Genomic DNA, 18,282 nt, shown 5'->3' with positions numbered 1-18,282 from the left:
TTTATTTTTTTACATGTTTTTATTCTTTAGAAAGTGATCTGTTAAGAGATGCAGGAAATCTGGTTCAGAATAAATTTCGACATAAATAATTTATACAGTCTTTAAATAACAGCTGCAGCCGAAAAGTAATGAAGCCTCGGGAAAATTTCTGTCGGCATAAAATTGTCGCAAAAGCCCCCGGTCAAAAGCATACAAGCTGATAATTGTCATATTTTTTTTGGCTTTAGGAAGGTATTTTTACCAGCCAAATTTTGGTGTATGAACCAACCAGCCAAAAAGAAATCTTTTTTTCGTCGCCTTTTGCCTCCGAGAAAATGGGGTCTTGCTGCTGCCATTTCAATGGGAGCACTTTTAGGTCTAGGATTCTATGTGCTGAAGCTCAGCAATGCCGCTTCTTATCTCTCCGATGACCCCAAGGCTTGTATCAACTGCCATGTAATGACCCCTCAGTACCTCACCTGGAACAAGAGTTCTCATAGGGAAGTTGCGAGTTGTAACGACTGCCATGTGCCACAGGATAATGTTTTCAATCAATACTATTTTAAGGCCATGGATGGGCTTTATCACTCTACCATTTTTACTCTCAGAGCCGAACCGGAGGTGATCGTGGCAAGAGAAGCTTCCGCAGAGGTTATTCAGAACAATTGCATTCGCTGCCATGATGCCCGCATCACAGATCCAAAAATTGCAGCCACAGTAGAGAACCATGATTTTCACAGAACAGACCGCACCTGCTGGGAGTGTCACCGCGAGGTGCCTCATGGCAGAGTGAAAAGTCTTTCAGCGGTGGGATATCAAATAGAACCTGTAGAAATGCATGTGCCCGAGAAAAGGGATATTATTCCCTCCTGGTTAAAGAGCCATATAGCCGAAGAAGAAAAAGATTCTGTTCCGGCAACAAAACAAACCACTCCTTAATGATAAATACAGCCTTTACCTTTAGATATTAACCTTAGACCTATGAAAAACTGGATCATTTTTTTAGTAACCATTATAGCCGTATTCCTTCTGGCGCTGCTCGCCTATACCATTATGGACCGGAGAGCAGAGGCCCGATTCGCCTATCAGCCCAAGGTGGAGATAGAAGGCATTGAACCCCGTGATTCTGTTTGGGGTCTTAATTATCCGCGGCAGTACCAATCCTACAGAAAAACTGCCGATACTACCTTTAGAGGGCTGTACAGTACCAGTGGCTTTGCCGATGTACTTGATGATCAACCTGAGCTGGTGATCCTATGGGCCGGATATGCTTTTAGTAAGGATTACAATCAGCCACGCGGGCATGCTCATGCAATAACCGATATCCAGGCCACTGCAAGGGTTGGTTCTCCCTGGAATAAAGGAGAAGGTCCTATGCCCAGTACCTGCTGGACCTGTAAAAGTACAGATGTGCCAAGACTCATGGATGAAATTGGAGTAACCGAATTCTACAGCCACAAATTTTCTGACTTTGGCAGCGAAATGATCAATCCCATTGGTTGTGCAGACTGCCATGACAGCGGTACGATGAATCTTACCATTACCCGTCCCGCTCTGGTAGAGGCTTTTGAAGCCATGGGTAAGAACATAAATGATGTTTCCCACCAGGAAATGCGTTCGCTGGTTTGTGCACAGTGCCACGTGGAATATTATTTTGCAAAAGACCTCCCCGGGAAGGAAGGAGCAGCTTATCTTAAATTCCCATGGGATGGCGGACTTACCGTTGAAGCCATGGAGGAATACTACGACAACATAGATTTTGCAGATTGGGTACATCCTCTAAGTAAAGCGAAGATGATCAAAGCCCAGCACCCCGATTATGAGATCTTCTCTATGGGAGTTCACGCAAAAAGAGGAGTGTCATGCGCAGACTGTCATATGCCGTACAAAACTGAAGGCGGACAGAAATTTACCGACCATCACATTGGGTCTCCACTTACCAATGTTGAAAATTCATGTTTTGTATGTCACAGGGAGAGTAAAGAAGACCTGGTGACCGACGTGTATGAGCGTCAACGCAAAATAAAAGAGGGGACAGGATATTTACAGAAGCAAATCGCCAGGGCTCATATAGAAGCTAAAAAGGCATGGGATCTTGGAGCAACCGAAGCTCAGATGGAGGAAATTCTCAGGAAAATAAGACATGCACAATGGCGTTGGGATTTTTCTGTAGCTTCTCACGGAGCAGCTTTCCACGCTCCTCTTGAGACGAGTAGAATGGTCTCTTCGGGAACAGGAAAAATTCAGGAAGCACGCATCGAGCTTTCCCGCCTGCTTGCAGATCTTGGACATAACCAACCTGTTGAGATGCCAGACTTTACCAGTAAGGAAGTATTACAACGTTACATTGGCCTTGATATGCCTGAAGAACTTGAGACCAAGAAACGATTTCTCAAAGAAGTCATTCCTCACTGGATGAAAGAAGGTAAGGACCGGGAAGCAGCTAATATTCCCGTTAAAAATGTAAGTAGTAGATAGTTATAGAGTTTGTAGTTGCCGGCCGGCCTGAGAATAACAGTTACCGGAATTTTCAGGCCGGCCTTTTTTATGAAAATTTTGGAGGCAGGCTTACTGCCGGAGTGTTCAGGATAAATTGATCAAAATGAAATTAGGAAGAATCTTGTTGTCGACCAAGGTGTCATTTTTACTAATAATTGCCTTTGCGGCAGCTATGGCAGTGGCCACTTTAATAGAAAATGATCATGGAACCCTAATCGCCAGAGAACTGGTTTATGAAGCCTGGTGGTTTGAAGTAATTATGATCTGGCTTGCAATAAATTTTATTGCTCATATAGGTCAGTACAAACTCTTTTCAAAGAAACGCTGGCCCCTCGGAGTTTTTCATATCGCTTTTGTGATCATGATCCTGGGTGCAGGAGTGACCAGATACTTCAGCAATGAAGGAATTATTCACATTAGAGAGGGAGAGACCAAACACACCTATTTTTCCGCCAAAAAATTTATTCAGCTGAGTGAATCGGGCATTGATGGCAGGAATCTGCGATTTGAAAAGCCCCTGGAGATCAGTACCTATAAGTTTGAACCCCAAACTGTCGTGGCATCCATGAATGATAAAACATTCCATGTAAGTCTTGACAGGTATGTGAAAGGAGCACGGGAGGAATATTTACCGGGGAAGGATACACTTATTGATGTCGCCCTGGCTTTTGGATCGGACAGGGAAGATCATTTTATACCTCAGGGGGAGGATCTCCCTTTCGGACAAATGATGCTTTCCACTTCAAAAGAGAGCTCCGGGAATATAAAACTCTTCAAGGAAGATGACAAGTGGATGATCTACAGCGACCGGAATATGCACGTGGTGGAGATGACTACCCAGGCGATGGGAGTTTTGAGAGCCGGGGAAGTTGCTCCGCTGCAGGTAAGACATCTTTACCAGGCAGACAGCTCTGCCTTTTTGGTCAAGGGAATTTATGAAGGCAGGCAGCTGGTCTATTTTGCTGAAGAAGACGAAGAGATCGCAAAAGAACTACCCAATATGCTCAGACTAAAGGTTACCGATGAGCATGGAGAGCAATTATTGAGCACCTATACTCCCATGGTAAGCAGGGAGCCGCAGAGACATGTTTTTTTTGCAGACGGAGAAAAATATTATTTGTCCTATGGTCCCCGGCAGGAAGTCCTGCCTTTTGCCCTGCAATTGCGGGATTTTCAACTGGAGCGATATCCGGGTAGCCAGAGTCCTTCCAGTTATGCGAGTGAATTGCAGGTGATCGATGAAGCCTCGAATTTTCCTTACCGGGTTTATATGAATAATGTACTTGACCATAAAGGATTCAGGTTCTATCAGGCATCTTATGATACAGATGAGAAAGGTACAGTGCTCTCTGTGAGTCAGGATCGCCCGGGAACTTACATCACTTATTTGTCGTACACCCTACTTACTATAGGGATGTTCTTTACCTTCTTTGTAAAAGGTAGCCGGTTCAGTGTTCTTAACCGCCGGATCAAGACCCTTAATGAGAAGGGCCCAAAAATGCCAAAAGGAGCTAAGCATTCAGAAAGAAGAGCTGTTAAGGAAGAAAATATTGAGGTGGTGCCAAAATTCAGAATTCCGAAGACCACGGCACTTACTGTACTGGCCATTCTTGTTTCCCTGTTCATTGGTCTGAAGATGTATGGACACGGACAGGTGCCAGATATCAGGGAAGCTGTTGTTCCGGTTTCACAAGCAGAGGCTTATGGAAATCTCGTGATCCAGGATCTGGATGGGCGCATGAAACCCCTCAACACTCTGGCCAATGAGATCACCAGGAAGTTAAGCGGTCGTTCTACAATTACTATCGATCAACCGGGAGGAGAGATCAAACTTACTGCCGAACAGTTTTTGCTTGCAGTGCAACTGGATCCCGGAAGATTTAGCGCCCTGCCGTTGATCAAGGTGGATGAGAAAAAAGGTGCAGCCATATTTGAGGCCATGGGACATGCTCCGGTAGACAAGATCAGCTTTCAGGAACTTATCGACCCCGATGGGAGATATCTCCTGCAGGGAATGGTTGAGGAGGCAAACAGGCTTAAGCCGGCAGAAAGGAACGAAGCCCATAAGGAGCTTTTAAAGGTTGATGAGCGTTTCAATATATTCTATGCAATTTTGAGAGGAGATTTTCTAAAAATCTTCCCCAACCGGCATGACGCTAATAATACATGGTTTACAGCCAATCAGCACAACATGGGATTTGATGAAGAGGATGCGGTTTTTGTAAAGAGCATCACTCCGCTATACCTGTCTGCGCTGAATAAAGGAATCGCTTCAGGAAATTATACAGAAGCAAACGAAGTGCTTTCTTATATACAGCTGTTTCAGGAGAAAGCCGGAGCTGAGGTGCATCCGGGAGAGGACAGGATCAATATTGAAATTCTCTACAACAAGCTGAACCTTGGCAACAGGCTGTTTGGTATCTTCTGGATACTCGGTGCAGTAATGCTGATCCTGGCTATTATTAAGCTGTTTTTGCAGCCCAAGTGGTTAAAGTATCTATGGATTGCAGGACTCGCTGTTGCATGGATAGGATTTACTTTTTTTACAATTCATTTGGGACTTCGCTGGTATATTGCCGGAAGGGCTCCCTGGAGTGACGGCTTTGAGATGCTGGTGTTTGTAGCCTGGTGTATTCTGTTGTTCGGATTGATCTTTGAGAAAAAATCACATTTTACAGTACCCCTGGGAATTTTGTTTTCGGGTACGCTGTTATTTGTTGCTTTTCTCGACTGGCTCAACCCGGAGATCACCAATCTTATGCCTGTGCTTCACTCTTATTGGCTCAAGATACATGTAGCTGTAATTGTGAGTGGATATGCTCCGTTGGCGTTGGCTGCCTTACTGGCACTTTTCAGTTTAGTGCTGTTAATATTCAAGCCTATTCAACCTTCGGCAAAGTGGTGGAAGAGTATGCAGGAGCTGAGTATGGTGAATGAGATGTCAATTACCATAGGTCTGTTCCTCCTGGCTGTTGGAACATTTCTGGGTGGTGTATGGGCCAATGAAAGCTGGGGACGCTACTGGGCATGGGATCCAAAGGAAACCTGGGCTTTAATTTCTATCATGGTATATGCTTTTGTTCTACACCTGAGATTAATTCCCAAACTCAAGAATTCCCTGGTGCTCAACATAGCCAGCCTATGGGCTTTTTCTTCAATAATTATGACCTCTTTCGGAGTGAATTATTATCTCTCCGGCTTGCACTCCTATGCTTCGGGAGATCCCGTTCCTATTCCTCAATGGGTGTACTGGATGACCGCAATTCTGTTGGCTATAACAGTAGTGGCCATTGTACGTTATAACAGGATGTCAAAGCAGGAACGAAAGAATCTGTTGGCTGCTTAAAAAGACATTTTTGAAAAAAGAGAAGCTTTCCATTTGGGAGGTTTTTTTTCTCCCATTGGAATTTGGTGCTTGTAATTTGGAATTTATTAAAAGGTTTTACACTAAGTTCACGAAGACAAAAAAGAAAAGCACGAAGAAACTGTTACTCTATTTGCAGCCATTTCCATCATTTCAAGAGTTTTTCAGCTTATATAATATACAATATTCAATACAATAAAAAAGTTTCCCGCAGATCACGCTGATCTTCGCAGAACAAATATTCCAATGAACCAATCACCGATTAACTAATTAACCATCTTTAAAAAATCTACTGCCCACTAATCACTGCGCACTGCCCACTATCTTCACATGCTTCCCATAAGAAGCAGGAAAAATATCAGCGCTATTCCGATAGAGATAAGGGTAGGTTTGATCCAGCTTTTCTTTTTATAAGCGAAGTCACTGCCAATATATTTATTCCAGAAGAACTCATTTAAAATAGCGGCACCAAGTACATTTGCCACTATGGTCATGGAAGGGGAGAGGCTAAAACCCTGCATTACCAGGGCGGTGGCTATGATATAAGCTATTGCGAAAAGCAGTACCCAGCCCGCTTCTTTTATTTTTCCGAGAGTCCGGAGATTAACAATGAGCAGGGCAGCGGCAAAGATGGTGGAGAAAAGAATGGCGAATATAAGGATCAGGCTCTTAGAGTATAATTCAGGTAATCTCTGTTCCGGGTGCTCTTCCTCTGCAATCATTTTATAGTTATTTAGCGGGTGCAAATTTAAGATTTTGAAGGGGGAAAATGCCATTTAGGAGAGGAATTCAGTCGGAAATTTTGAAGATTTCCTCCCGGCTGACCTCAGTCATATTTTTTTGATGCCAACTGCTTTTATTTTGCCTGATATTCTAAAAGACTTAAAATCTTTCTCTCATGGGAAAAGTGAAAAATAGGTGGCTTATAGCCGCGTCTGCTGTCGGCATCCACATTTCTATTGGTTCTGTTTATGCATGGAGTGTTTTTACCAAACCCTTGATCCAGAAATTTGGATGGGAGCTGGCCGATACACAATTTACCTTTAGTCTTGCCATTTTCTTCCTTGGAATTTCGGCTGCATTCCTGGGGCATTACCTGGAAAAGAAAGGCCCCCGAAAATCGGGATTGCTGGCAGCGATCTTTTTCGGAATAGGGATCGCAGGTTCAGGCCTGGCTATTTACCTGGAATCTATTTACCTGCTGTATCTCTTTTACGGTGTATTTGGAGGTATAGGTCTTGGTTTGGGATATATTACCCCGGTTTCCACCCTTGTAAAATGGTTTCCCGATAAACGCGGACTTGCCACCGGTTTGGCTATCATGGGATTTGGTTTTGCGGCACTTATAAGTAGTCCGCTGATGGTTTTCCTTATCTCTAAAGTAGGAATAGCCAATACCTTCTTCATTCTGGGTAGTATTTATTTTGTGATCATATTTTTTTCTTCTTTATATCTGGCTCCTCCGCCAAAAGGATGGGTACCCAAAGGATTTTATGCTTCTGATGCTTCCGGAAAGAAAAAAGTGCAACAGGATCTTTCTCAGTTAACAGCCAATGAAGCCGTCAAGACGAAACGTTTCTGGTATCTGTGGCTTATGCTCTTTATCAATATTTCCTGCGGAATTGCTATTATTTCTGTTGCTTCCCCCATGGCACAGGAATATGCAGGAATGACTGTTGTGGCTGCGGCTACTATGGTGGGGATCATGGGACTTTTTAACGGAGTGGGACGAATTGGATGGGCAAGTTTTTCTGACTATATAGGAAGACCTGCTATGTACACCATCTTTTTCTCAATCCAGGTGGTGGCATTCTTTCTGCTTCCCACAGCCACCAATCCAATTGTATTTCAGGGGATCATATTCCTGATCTTGTCCTGCTACGGCGGTGGTTTTGCTACTATCCCGGCTTATATTGGAGATGTGTTTGGCACCAAACAGCTGGGAGCCATACATGGTTATATTCTGACCGCCTGGGCAGCAGCAGGAATGGCAGGACCATTGTTCGCCGCCTGGACCAGGACAATTTCAGACAACTATAATGTCACTCTGTATTTCTTCGCAGGCCTGCTGGGAATAGCTTTATTATTCTCTTTCCTCATTCGCAGGGATATTAAAAAGCTTAGGGAAAAGAATATAAAAAATGAAATTGAGGCACAGCCGCTGACTCCGGTTTTGGAGACTGTAAAAAGTTAGTTTTAGGTTTAGTTTAATAAGGATGGAAAGATGGAGCGGGAAACCGTTCCATTTTTTCGTTTTTATCCGCCCTGAAATTTCCCGTAGAAGAGTATGAAATCTCAGGTCAAAACCTTTAAAATCCAACTTCGAAATTTATTTATTAACTAAAACGATTGAAGCTTTTCAGGAAAATTCAGGTGGGCAGAATTATGATAATTGTCATGTTAAAATGATTCATTCCGGTAGAAATTTGCATAAAATTTAAAACGGAAGATGGCCTAAGACTAAGAAATAAAGCCACTTCAGCTAAAACAGAAGTTATGCTTAACCTATCTCGAGAAGTACTTGCGCTCCGCGAAGGAGACTGGAACAAAAGGATTGATGTCAGGGATTTTGTGACTTTGAATGTTACTCCATATTATGGTGATGCTTCTTTCCTGGCCGGTGCCACCGAAAGAACCAAACAGCTGTGGCAAATTTGCATTGCTGCCATGAAAGAGGAAAGAGAAAGGAATGGCTGCAGGGCTATTGACACCGAAACAATTTCGGGTATTACAAGTCATGGACCAGGTTATATAAATAAAGAACTGGAAGTCATTATGGGTTTACAAACCGATGAGCTTCTAAAGAGAGCTATGAAGCCTTTTGGCGGAATCCGGGTGGTTGAAGGAGCAGTGGCCGAAAAGGGTCAGCAGGTAACACAGCGTGTTAAAGAGATCTTTGATTATACCAAAGACCATAACAACGCTGTGTTTGCTGCATACGACGAGGAGATAAGAAATTATCGCTCTCAGGGTATCCTTACAGGATTACCCGATAATTATGCCCGCGGAAGGATCATTGGAGATTACCGTCGTCTTGCGCTCTATGGAATAGATCGTTTGATTGAAGCCAAAGAAGAAGACAAACGTCTTGTGGACGGGGAAATGACCGAACACAAAATACGTCTTAGAGAGGAGATCACAGACCAGATCATAGCCCTTAAGGATATCAGGAAAATGGGCAGCATGTACGGTCTCGACCTGAGCAGGCCTGCACAGAATGCGCGTGAAGCCGTACAGTGGGTATATATGGCCTACCTCGCTGCTGTAAAAGAGCAGGATGGTGCCGCAATGTCTTTGGGTAATGTTTCGTCTTTCCTTGATGTATATATTGAAAGAGATCTTGCTGAAGGTTTTATAACCGAAGAGGAAGCACAGGAATTCATTGACCAGTTTGTCATGAAACTGCGAATGGTAAGACATCTGCGTCCCGAAGCTTATGATGAGATCTTTGGCGGGGATCCAACCTGGGTGACCGAAGCTATTGGCGGACAATTTGCCGACGGAAGAACCAAGGTGACCAAAACCTCTTTCCGGTTCTTACAAACGCTTTACAACCTCGGACCTTCTCCTGAACCTAACTTAACTGTACTTTGGTCACAGGACCTGCCCGAAGGTTTTAAAGAATTCTGTGCGCAGGTTTCTATAGATACGTCTTCCATTCAGTATGAGAATGATGATTTGATGAGACTCGTGAGAGGTTCTGATGATTACGGGATTGCATGTTGTGTTTCTTACCAGGAACTTGGAAAGAGGATCCAGTTCTTTGGTGCAAGGGTGAACCTTCCAAAGACGCTTTTAATGGCTCTTAATGAAGGCCGTGAAGAAAATGCCGGTGCGAAATTACTGGAGAACATTCCTTCTTTGGAAGGTGAATACCTGAACTATGAGGAAGTAATGACCAACTTCAAAAAGTCGATGGTGGAAGTGGCAAGAGTTTACTCCAAGACCATGAACATCATCCATTACATGCACGACAAGTATTACTATGAAAAAGCACAACTTGCTTTTGTAGATTCAGATCCCGGTATCGATATGGCCTATGGAATAGCCGGTATTTCCATTATTGCCGATTCACTTTCAGCCATAAAATATGGTAAGGTGAAGGCAATCCGTAATGAAAAAGGACTTACGGTAGATTTCAAAGTGGAAGGAGATTATCCTAAATTCGGAAATGATGATGAAAGAGTGGACAGCATTGCCCGTGAGATCACTAAATTCTTTTCAGAAGAACTGGCTAAACACAAGTGCTACAAAAATGCCTTTTCCACACTTTCCTTACTTACCATCACCTCAAACGTGATGTACGGTAAAAAGACCGGTGCGACTCCCGATGGAAGAAAAGCCGGGGAAGCTTTCGCTCCCGGAGCAAACCCGATGCATGGCCGTGATGAACACGGAGCGATAGCATCTTTGAACTCTGTGGCAAAACTGGATTACCGGGATGCACAGGACGGTATCTCCAACACCTTTTCTATAGTGCCTAAGTCTCTTGGCAGTGACAGGGAGGATCAAACCGATAACCTCGTTGGATTACTGGATGCATATTTCAGACTCAACGGGCACCACCTTAACGTAAACGTGCTAAACCGGGAAACCCTTATGGATGCTTACGAGCACCCTGAGAATTATCCGCAGTTGACCATAAGAGTATCGGGATATGCAGTGAACTTTATAAGACTTTCAAAAGCACACCAGCTGGAAGTGATCGCGAGAACCTTCCACGAAAGAATGTAAGTGTTGATTTCTGTAGCATTGGGAGGTTTCAGTCATTAGTCCCCTATATGAAACCTCCTGATGCTTTTTATTAATCCGGAGTAAAAGGAAAGCTCATGATCAAAGATGGTTTGCTGGTTGCACAAAAAGTAGAACAGTTAAATTCGGAAGCTTCCAACCGGCTGAGGGTGCATTCTATTGAAACTTTTGGCACCCACGACGGTCCGGGAATTCGTATGGTGGTATTCGTTCAGGGCTGCCAGTTTCGATGTTTATACTGTGCTAATCCCGACACTATGGACGTTAAGGGTGGCCATTTTCTTGAGATCGAAGAGCTTGTAGAACGGGCTATAAAACAAAGATCTTACTTCGGTAAAAAAGGAGGAGTGACCGTTTCAGGGGGAGAACCACTGCTACAGCGCTCCATTCTGAAAAAGCTTTTTAACAGGCTACACGAGGAAGGAGTAAATACTGTACTAGATTCCAACGGCCGGCTTATAGACCAACAGGCCAAAGACCTGCTTGAGGTGACCGATCTGCTGATGCTGGACGTAAAGCATTTTAACAACGAATGGCATAAAAAACTCACCGGACTTTCAAATGTCAATACCTTTAAGGTAGCCGAACATAGAGAATCTACAGGAAAACCCATGTGGCTTAGATATGTGCTGGTGCCCGGCTGGAGTGATCAGGAAGAACATCTGCATGAATTGGGAAATCATTTTAAAGATTACAAAACTATCGAGCGGGTAGAGATCCTGCCATATCACCAGTTAGGCGTTCATAAATGGGAAGCTCTGGGAATGGAATATAAGCTGAAGGATGTCTCTCCGCCCGATGCTCAAAAAGTGGAAAAAACAGCCTCGATCTTCATGAGTTATTTCAAAGATGTGCGGGTGAATTAGGGAAGACAGAGTTCGTCTAATACGCTTCGGGTACCGGCACCAATTTTCGTTGGAATGGAAATCAGGTGTTATTTTTTGAGTATTTATAATATAAAAATGATCATGAGTTCCGGAAGTTTTATTTTTAATTCTCTTTCAAATATTTATTCAATTAGTTGAATCTTTACAGGCTAAAAATTGTGCCCCGAAAAGCCATTTTTGGAAGGTGATTTTCTGGTTCAAAAATTTAAATCTTAAATAAAACATGTCTTCACTCCTTGACTTCCTAAGCATTGATTATGTGGCTCTTTTTATAATCATTGGTATAGGTATCATCCTGGGAAAGTTTTCCTACAGAGGGCTGTCTCTTGATTCTTCGGCCGTAATATTTGTAGCTATGTTCTATGGTTACATAATGTTCTCCCGGGGCGTGGAATTTGCACTGCCGGGGATAATTCAGCAAATAGGTCTGCTGCTTTTCATTTTTACGATTGGAATGCAGGCGGGGCCAACCTTTTTTGAAGTTTATAAGGCACAGGGAAGGAAACTTATAAGCATGGCTTTTTTGACAGTTGTGGTAGGTGCTGTTACAACTTTTGTCCTGGCAATAGCTTTTGATATTGACCACAGGATCTCTGCAGGATTATTTTCGGGTGCATTAACCAGCACCCCCGGTCTGGCAGCCGCTATTGAAGCCACAGGCTCATCTTTGGCATCTATTGGCTACGGCATAGCCTATCCTTTTGGAGTTATTGGGGTGATTCTTTTTGTAAGGCTGGCTCCCAGGATTTTTGCCACTAATATGGCTAAGGAAGAACAGAAATATGCAGAAGAAACCCAGATCCAGATCCCCAAAGTAACCCATAAGAACTTTATTATAACCAACGAAAATGCCGACGGAAAAACTATCCGTGAATTGGACATTAGAATGATGACCAAGGCAAATATCTCCCGGGTCATGAGGGCAAATGAAACATCTATTCCCCCGTCAGCAGATCTTGTATTGCGTAAAGGTGACCTGGTAAGGGCAGTAGGAACAATAGAAGCACTTAAAAGGGTGGAGTTGCTTCTAGGAAAACCAACAACTATCGATATTCCTGAGAGCGGGATGTTTGAAGTTAGATGGTATGTAGTTTCCAAACGGAATGTGGTAAACACTACTGTGGGAGAATTAAATTTAAGAGAGAACTATAAAGCTACGGTTACCCGGATTCGAAGAGCAGGCATTGATCTTCCTGCAAGGCCATCTGTAAAACTGAAATTTGGCGACCGACTTTTCATATCCTCAACAAAGGGAAATGTCAATGGTCTTAGTCAGCTTTTTGGAGATAGCATGAAAGAGGTGGAAACTACCAGTTTTTTGCCGGTAGCGCTGGGTATAGTAATTGGATTGATCCTTGGAGCCATTGAAATACCTCTGCCCGGAGGCACTTCCTTTTCTCTGGGAATTACAGGCGGTGTTTTATTAGCTGCCCTTGTATTGAGCAGAATCGGGAAAACAGGACCAATTCTCTGGAATCTCCCGGGCACCGGTAATCAGATTCTGCGACAGTTTGGGCTGTTACTCTTTCTAATTCCTGTAGGTCTGGCAGCCGGTAGTCAGTTAGGACCGACCATAGAGGAATACGGACTAAGTCTTTTTGCAGTTGGAGCGGCGATTACCTTAATTCCTATGATAGTAGGGGTTCTTGTTGCGAGATTACTTCTTCATATGAACTTTCTCTCAGTCCTGGGAGCTTTGACGGGTGGGATGACCAGTACTCCCGGGCTAAGTGCTGTGGATTCCATGACGACCAGCGAAGGCCCACAGGTTGCTTATGCCACTGTGTATCCCTTTGCACTGGTTGCGATCATTATCTTTACACAAGTGCTTAGCTACGTTTTATAGGTTTCCCAAGAGATATCTAACGGATTTAAGCTGAAACTGAAGGTGTCGGATTTATTCTACTCTTGAAATTCTATTTCCTGTAAGAAAACCGTCCAGCAATTCTGCAGAAGAAATATTTCCCTCGCTATCTTTAAGAAATCTTATTGCCGAATCCCCCTGTTCCATAAAAAACTGATTGTCCGACTGTGGCTTTAAATGCACTTTTTGAGGCCCCATGAGAACGAACAGGCTGTCATTATTTGTAATAACCTGGAGTTGCATTTTAGGATTAAGAGCATAGTTGCCGGCATATTCTTTTAGTAATGCAGGGGCAATTTGTATCTCTTTGCGAGGGAGCGGTAACATGTAATTTTTGTCTTCAAGAATCGACTTAATACCTTTTGTCATTTCATCGGCGACAGGATGCCTGCGGTTGCTAAGGACGATCACATTTAGGTTCCCCGTTTTTCTTATGGCATAACTGAATCCACCGTTTTCAGAATAACCGTCCTGAACCAGGCTTTTGTCTGTTATTGTTGTTATCAATTTTTGCAGATCTGCAGCATTGGTCCAAAGTTGTAGTTCTGTATCCTGAGATACCGGAGTCGTGTCGATTCCCTGTGGCCCTATGTTGTGAACGTATCCCGTGGCGGCATTCCCGGGCGCTTCCGTTTGCAGGAATGTATTTTTCAGATGTAGTTTAGTAATGAGAGCCACGACTGCTTTCTGAGATTCAGATTTCATTGAATCTGAATTTACTTCCGATTGTAGTTGCTCACAGGTATGGTTCAGAATTAATTCTGAAAAGGGGCCCAAAGAAAAAACTGTGCTTTCAGAAAATAACTTACGTGATTCATAATCTGCTTTTCCAAAAAAGTTGCTGTAAATAATTTCACCATCTGCTGCCACAAGGATGCTTCCGCTGAAGCGTCCCAATTCTGTATAGCGTTCCCCCAGTTCATTTATTTTCTTCTTTACATCCGAAGATTTTTGCAACTGCAGCTCTCCTAAAGTAGAGGCACAAATGAACAGGTAAAATAAAACGACAAGCATTTTCATAATTTCAAATATTGATTGGCATCAATTACTTTAAATTCAGGGTCGTCCCTCAGTATATTTCTTAGAGAGCCAATATGACCCACGCCAATTACCAAAACAATTCGTTGCGGTTCTTTTTCCATTACATTAGTTACTATATTAGAATATATCTTATAGTCCCTGTTCTTGAAAACTGAGATGAGTTCTGCGCCTATGTAATCATTATTGATAAACTCAACAGGAACTCTTTCATCGGGATTTGTGAAAGTCCCATGGGTAACACGGGCAGGAGCTATGTAGCGCACATTGTAGATCGCCTTATAAGCTTCAGGCTGATTGAGGAAAGTGAGGTATTCTTTTAGCGAAATATCACCCTCTGCTAGAGCCCTTTTTTTCTCACCTGCCAGGCTTCCTAATTGCTGTAAAGCCGAATTAAAAAAGGCTATGTTTTTGCCATTTTTGAGTATGTTATGAGAGGTACCTCCGGGAGCATCCACACAAAAGATCTCCTCAAGGTGGGCCTCACTTGCAATTCTGAAGGCAATTTGGAACACTTCACTCCGACCGTATTCCAGCTCGGTAAGATTCAGCTGATTTTCTTGGTAAAGCCTGTAAAGGCTGTCTGTCTCCGGTTTCTCTTCGGGTAAGTTTTCAACCATGACCATATCTGGCCTGAAATTTTTAAAAGCAGAGACGAATTCAGCTATTCCCTGTTGATTTTTTTCAGTAAAAACGTCCGTATTTGAGGAATTGCTGTTGTAGACCTGCGTGAGATGATCAGATCCCAGAAGAAGGATTTCTGTTGGCTGTTCCTGTGAATGACCCTTTAGACAAACAAGGAAGAAAACAGCGGCAGATAATAATATTTTCATTTGATGATTTAGTTGATAAAAGATAAATCTATCGAATTTTTTCTACAGCTGCTGCTGTTTGATTATTGAAGACCTAAAAAAGGGCTTTATTTTCCCATTTTTGGAAGGTATAGAGAATTACGATTATATTTAAATTCCCAATATTCCTTCATGAAAAAGATTGTTACTGCCCTTCTTATTTTTATTTTTCTGGCACTGGGAGTTGTGGGTTATATTTACTACCCCCGCCTCATTCTTATCACCGGCTTTGCTGCAAAAAATGTTTGTTCCTGCGTGTATGAAGCAGGTCGTGATCCCGAAACTGTCGCCACACAGGACAATAATTTCGATCCTGTCCACCTTTCAGATTATGAGATAGATCGTGATAATAAGGCTGCATCATCTACTGTCTTCGGACTAAAGAAACGGACCGCAATGTTTAGTCCCGGGCTCGGCTGTATCCTTCTTCCCGAAGGCGGAGACAGAAATGACTTCCCTGATGTAAGTCCGCGGCGTAATCAGACTGCCCTGCCGCTGCCTTTTCCTTTCGGCCACGAAAAACCTGTAGATACTCTTTTTCCTGAAGTGAATTATGATCAGCTGGAAAGAGCCCTCGAAAATGCCTTTTTTGAGGAGCATAAAACCCGGGCTGTTGTTGTGCTTCATAAGGACCATCTCCTTGCTGAAAAATATACTGAAGGTTTTACTGAAGACACAAAACTCCTTGGCTGGTCCATGACCAAAAGTATAACGAGTGCTGTTCTGGGCGTTTTGGAAGAGCAGGGCCGGATTTCTGTCGAACAGGATCATCTTTTCCTGGAATGGAAGAATGACAAGAGGGCGCAGATTACGCTGAACGATCTCCTGCAAATGAACAGCAGCCTGGAATGGGAAGAGGATTATTCAAAAATATCTGATGTTACGAAAATGCTTTTCCTTGCCGAAGATATGACCAGTGTACAGCTGCATAAACCTCTGGTAGGGGAGCCGGGTGAGATATGGAATTATTCTTCGGGTACTTCCAACCTGCTTTCGGGTTATATCAGAGATCAATTTGAGAGTCAGCAGGAATACCTGGATTTCTGGTATAGGGAATTGATCGATAAGATCGGAATGCATTCCATGACAGTGGAAGCCGATCTTTCAGGAAATTATGTCGGCTCTTCCTATTCCTGGGCTACGGCCCGCGATTGGGCGAAATTCGGTTTATTGTACCTCAATAAAGGTAACTGGAATGGAGAGCAGATCCTCACTGAAGACTGGGTGGATTACACTGTTCAGCCAGTGGAAGGATCTGATGGACAATATGGCGCCCATTTCTGGCTCAATGCCGGCGGAATTTATCCAGATGTGCCGCGGGACCTTTTTTCGGCCAATGGTTTTCAGGGGCAGCACGTTTTCATCATCCCCTCCAAAGACCTGGTCGTTGTCCGCTTCGGACTCGCAGAACACCCGGAATTTGATTTGAATGTTTTTCTGAGGGAAGTGATCAATTCAATTGGCAATGATCAATAACTGATTTAATGATCTGGTGATTTGAGGATTTGAAAATGAATTTTTCAATTAAAAAGGATGAATGAACAACGATCAATTATTGATTTGCAAATTTGGTGATTTGAGGATTTGAGAATGAAAAGAATAAGGGTATGAGTAAATAGAATTATCCGTGAATCCGTGGCTTTTTAAATAGCAATAATTAAATTCCAATCACCAATCACCAATCACCAATCACCAATCACCAAATTCCAAAAAGGGTTAATTGGTGATTAGGGATTAGTTGTTCTGCGAAGATCAGCGGGATCTGCGGGAAACATTTGTATTGTATAAGGTATATTGAATATTTTATATTAAATAAGCTGAAATAATAGACTTTAAGACCTCTATTGAAATGAAATAAAAAGCAGCAAATGAATTACAATTTCTTTGTGCTCTTCTTTTTTGACTTCGTGAGCTTTGTGTGAAACCTTTTAAATGAATAATGTATATGGATTATTGTATAATGTAACGTTTTCACTTTCTTCAGAAATCCAGTTCATTTCAGAATCAGAAAGTGCGGCAGCGATCATGCCTTCTTCCGAAGATCTTCCGCAGCTATAAAAGAGGAGGAAACAAAGAAAATAAATACCTCCCGAAAATGCCCTTTTTGGAACCCTATTGATGATCATAACTCAGCACCCTTTTTAAGGTCCATTTCTCGTCCTCAAGAAGCCATACATGAGTGAATAAGGCGGAACTGGTCTGGTATAATTCTTTGCCGGGTTCTTTGATAAAAAAGTCGTGCCTGCCTTTTTGGATGGCGCCATATAATTTTCCGTTACTGTACAGCGGGAAAACCTCCAGGCTTTCCGCATCCAGCTTGCGAATTGGTTTTTTATCGGGCGAGGAGCAGATGTTGTTGCGTACGTTGTTCAGGAAATCTTCTTTGTTGGTGGTAAGTCCGCCCTGATCATGGTAGAACTCAAGATCCTCACCAATAAGGTGCTCAAAAGCTGAAATTTCGCAGTTGTTGAATCCTGCATCAAAGAGCAGGCTGTCGTTCTTTTTTAGCGCCTCAAAAAGTTCTGAATCTTTTGGTACCTGCGCAAAGGCAGAAGCAGTGAGTAAAATGATCAGAAAAAAAAGAGAAGCTTTAAATGTCATTTTTGAAGGTTTATAGATGAAAGTAATTTTTGAAGTGCTTCCGGCTTTTGGGTTCCCAGACAGAATTTTTTACCATTTTTTAGTTCAACCGCCAGGCCTTTGCTGCCTTTTACATTATAGATGGTACCATAAGGGGTATATAACCGGATGCCCCAGCCACCGGCAAAGCCATAATCGACCACCTGTGCAGAGGCAATTTCCTGCCATTTATACGCTCTTTTCAGAAAAGGAAAATAGTGAAATTTTATTCCCTTTTTATCCACTTCTGTAATAAGGCGCAGGGAAAGGAACAGCAGGCTTATCACCACCAGGATAAGTGCGCCAAGATTTGCTGCCTGGTTATATATCAAAATGATGCCGAGCGAGAGCAGCAATAACCACAGCCACCATTGGGTGAATTTTTGAACTTCCCTAAAGCTTTCCCGACTCATGATCTAAAGCTATTAA

Annotated in this window: 14 protein-coding genes; 8 read left to right on the top strand and 6 right to left on the bottom strand. The window is 42.9% G+C overall.

From position 1 onward, the window contains the following. Positions 1-258: 258 nt before the first annotated feature. The 3 genes from nrfH to ccsA all read left to right on the top strand — a co-directional run bounded on the left by nrfH (position 259) and on the right by ccsA (position 5,824). The gene (gene nrfH, locus G564_RS0104875; RefSeq protein ID WP_029036673.1) at positions 259-918 is read left to right on the top strand and encodes a cytochrome c nitrite reductase small subunit; all 660 of its coding nucleotides are present in this window, start codon (positions 259-261) and stop codon (positions 916-918) included. A gap of 42 nt (positions 919-960) precedes the next feature. Beyond that, entirely contained in the window at positions 961-2,457 is a 1,497-nt protein-coding gene (gene nrfA, locus G564_RS0104870) for an ammonia-forming cytochrome c nitrite reductase (protein ID WP_029036672.1), read from the top strand. Between the two features lie 124 nt (positions 2,458-2,581). Then, entirely contained in the window at positions 2,582-5,824 is a 3,243-nt protein-coding gene (gene ccsA, locus G564_RS0104865) for a cytochrome c biogenesis protein (RefSeq protein ID WP_029036671.1), read from the top strand. 344 nt (positions 5,825-6,168) lie between these two features. Here ccsA and G564_RS18600 read toward each other — a convergent pair whose 3' ends face one another. Next, positions 6,169-6,564 (bottom strand): hypothetical protein, encoded by a 396-nt coding sequence (locus G564_RS18600; protein ID WP_051205312.1) that lies wholly within the window; start codon positions 6,562-6,564, stop codon positions 6,169-6,171. Between the two features lie 176 nt (positions 6,565-6,740). On the opposite strand from G564_RS18600, the gene G564_RS18595 reads away from it, so the two are divergent. The 4 genes from G564_RS18595 (at position 6,741) to G564_RS0104840 (ending at position 13,327) form a co-directional block, all read left to right on the top strand. Then, positions 6,741-8,036: an L-lactate MFS transporter gene (locus tag G564_RS18595; RefSeq protein ID WP_051205311.1), complete on the top strand. Its 1,296-nt coding sequence runs from the start codon at positions 6,741-6,743 to the stop codon at positions 8,034-8,036. A gap of 302 nt (positions 8,037-8,338) precedes the next feature. Beyond that, a complete protein-coding gene (gene pflB / locus G564_RS0104850) occupies positions 8,339-10,576 on the top strand; it encodes a formate C-acetyltransferase (RefSeq protein ID WP_029036670.1) in 2,238 nt (745 codons plus the stop codon). A 95-nt stretch (positions 10,577-10,671) separates the two neighbouring features. Next, the gene (gene pflA / locus G564_RS0104845; RefSeq protein ID WP_084625580.1) at positions 10,672-11,460 is read left to right on the top strand and encodes a pyruvate formate-lyase-activating protein; all 789 of its coding nucleotides are present in this window, start codon (positions 10,672-10,674) and stop codon (positions 11,458-11,460) included. Between the two features lie 244 nt (positions 11,461-11,704). Further along, the gene (locus tag G564_RS0104840) at positions 11,705-13,327 is read left to right on the top strand and encodes an aspartate:alanine exchanger family transporter (RefSeq protein ID WP_029036668.1); all 1,623 of its coding nucleotides are present in this window, start codon (positions 11,705-11,707) and stop codon (positions 13,325-13,327) included. A 51-nt stretch (positions 13,328-13,378) separates the two neighbouring features. Here G564_RS0104840 and G564_RS0104835 read toward each other — a convergent pair whose 3' ends face one another. Both G564_RS0104835 and G564_RS0104830 read right to left on the bottom strand, forming a co-directional pair. Beyond that, complete coding sequence (locus G564_RS0104835; RefSeq protein ID WP_029036667.1) at positions 13,379-14,365, bottom strand: DUF3471 domain-containing protein; 987 nt, start codon at positions 14,363-14,365, stop codon at positions 13,379-13,381. Beyond that, positions 14,362-15,216: a DUF5694 domain-containing protein gene (locus G564_RS0104830; RefSeq protein WP_029036666.1), complete on the bottom strand. Its 855-nt coding sequence runs from the start codon at positions 15,214-15,216 to the stop codon at positions 14,362-14,364. Before G564_RS0104830 ends, G564_RS0104835 begins: the two co-directional genes overlap by 4 nt. A 150-nt stretch (positions 15,217-15,366) precedes the next feature. Here G564_RS0104830 and G564_RS0104825 point away from each other — a divergent pair, with 150 nt between their 5' ends. Next, entirely contained in the window at positions 15,367-16,710 is a 1,344-nt protein-coding gene (locus tag G564_RS0104825; protein WP_029036665.1) for a serine hydrolase domain-containing protein, read from the top strand. A 452-nt stretch (positions 16,711-17,162) separates the two neighbouring features. On the opposite strand, the gene G564_RS20455 is transcribed toward G564_RS0104825, so the two are convergent. The 3 genes from G564_RS20455 to G564_RS0104810 are packed head-to-tail and all read right to left on the bottom strand — an operon-like array spanning position 17,163 to position 18,266. Next, a complete protein-coding gene (locus tag G564_RS20455) occupies positions 17,163-17,360 on the bottom strand; it encodes a hypothetical protein (RefSeq protein WP_029036664.1) in 198 nt (65 codons plus the stop codon). Next, on the bottom strand, positions 17,347-17,835 hold the full coding sequence (locus tag G564_RS0104815; RefSeq protein WP_029036663.1) for a nuclear transport factor 2 family protein: 489 nt from the start codon (positions 17,833-17,835) through the stop codon (positions 17,347-17,349). Before G564_RS0104815 ends, G564_RS20455 begins: the two co-directional genes overlap by 14 nt. Further along, on the bottom strand, positions 17,832-18,266 hold the full coding sequence (locus tag G564_RS0104810) for a hypothetical protein (protein ID WP_037373520.1): 435 nt from the start codon (positions 18,264-18,266) through the stop codon (positions 17,832-17,834). Before G564_RS0104810 ends, G564_RS0104815 begins: the two co-directional genes overlap by 4 nt. Positions 18,267-18,282: the final 16 nt, after the last annotated feature.

It is taken from the genome of Salinimicrobium xinjiangense DSM 19287 (assembly GCF_000423585.1).
Taxonomy (GTDB): domain Bacteria; phylum Bacteroidota; class Bacteroidia; order Flavobacteriales; family Flavobacteriaceae; genus Salinimicrobium; species Salinimicrobium xinjiangense.
The sequence above is the reverse complement of the archived record's forward strand: the minus strand, read 5'-3'. Positions and strand labels throughout refer to the sequence as shown.

Coding starts and splice junctions, on each gene's coding strand:
- nrfH (WP_029036673.1), top strand. CDS start 259: ATGAACCAACCAGCCAAAAAGAAATCTTTTTTTCGTCGCCTTTTGCCT.
- nrfA (WP_029036672.1), top strand. CDS start 961: ATGAAAAACTGGATCATTTTTTTAGTAACCATTATAGCCGTATTCCTT.
- ccsA (WP_029036671.1), top strand. CDS start 2,582: ATGAAATTAGGAAGAATCTTGTTGTCGACCAAGGTGTCATTTTTACTA.
- G564_RS18600 (WP_051205312.1), bottom strand. CDS start 6,564: ATGATTGCAGAGGAAGAGCACCCGGAACAGAGATTACCTGAATTATAC.
- G564_RS18595 (WP_051205311.1), top strand. CDS start 6,741: ATGGGAAAAGTGAAAAATAGGTGGCTTATAGCCGCGTCTGCTGTCGGC.
- pflB (WP_029036670.1), top strand. CDS start 8,339: ATGCTTAACCTATCTCGAGAAGTACTTGCGCTCCGCGAAGGAGACTGG.
- pflA (WP_084625580.1), top strand. CDS start 10,672: ATGATCAAAGATGGTTTGCTGGTTGCACAAAAAGTAGAACAGTTAAAT.
- G564_RS0104840 (WP_029036668.1), top strand. CDS start 11,705: ATGTCTTCACTCCTTGACTTCCTAAGCATTGATTATGTGGCTCTTTTT.
- G564_RS0104835 (WP_029036667.1), bottom strand. CDS start 14,365: ATGAAAATGCTTGTCGTTTTATTTTACCTGTTCATTTGTGCCTCTACT.
- G564_RS0104830 (WP_029036666.1), bottom strand. CDS start 15,216: ATGAAAATATTATTATCTGCCGCTGTTTTCTTCCTTGTTTGTCTAAAG.
- G564_RS0104825 (WP_029036665.1), top strand. CDS start 15,367: ATGAAAAAGATTGTTACTGCCCTTCTTATTTTTATTTTTCTGGCACTG.
- G564_RS20455 (WP_029036664.1), bottom strand. CDS start 17,360: ATGATCATCAATAGGGTTCCAAAAAGGGCATTTTCGGGAGGTATTTAT.
- G564_RS0104815 (WP_029036663.1), bottom strand. CDS start 17,835: ATGACATTTAAAGCTTCTCTTTTTTTTCTGATCATTTTACTCACTGCT.
- G564_RS0104810 (WP_037373520.1), bottom strand. CDS start 18,266: ATGAGTCGGGAAAGCTTTAGGGAAGTTCAAAAATTCACCCAATGGTGG.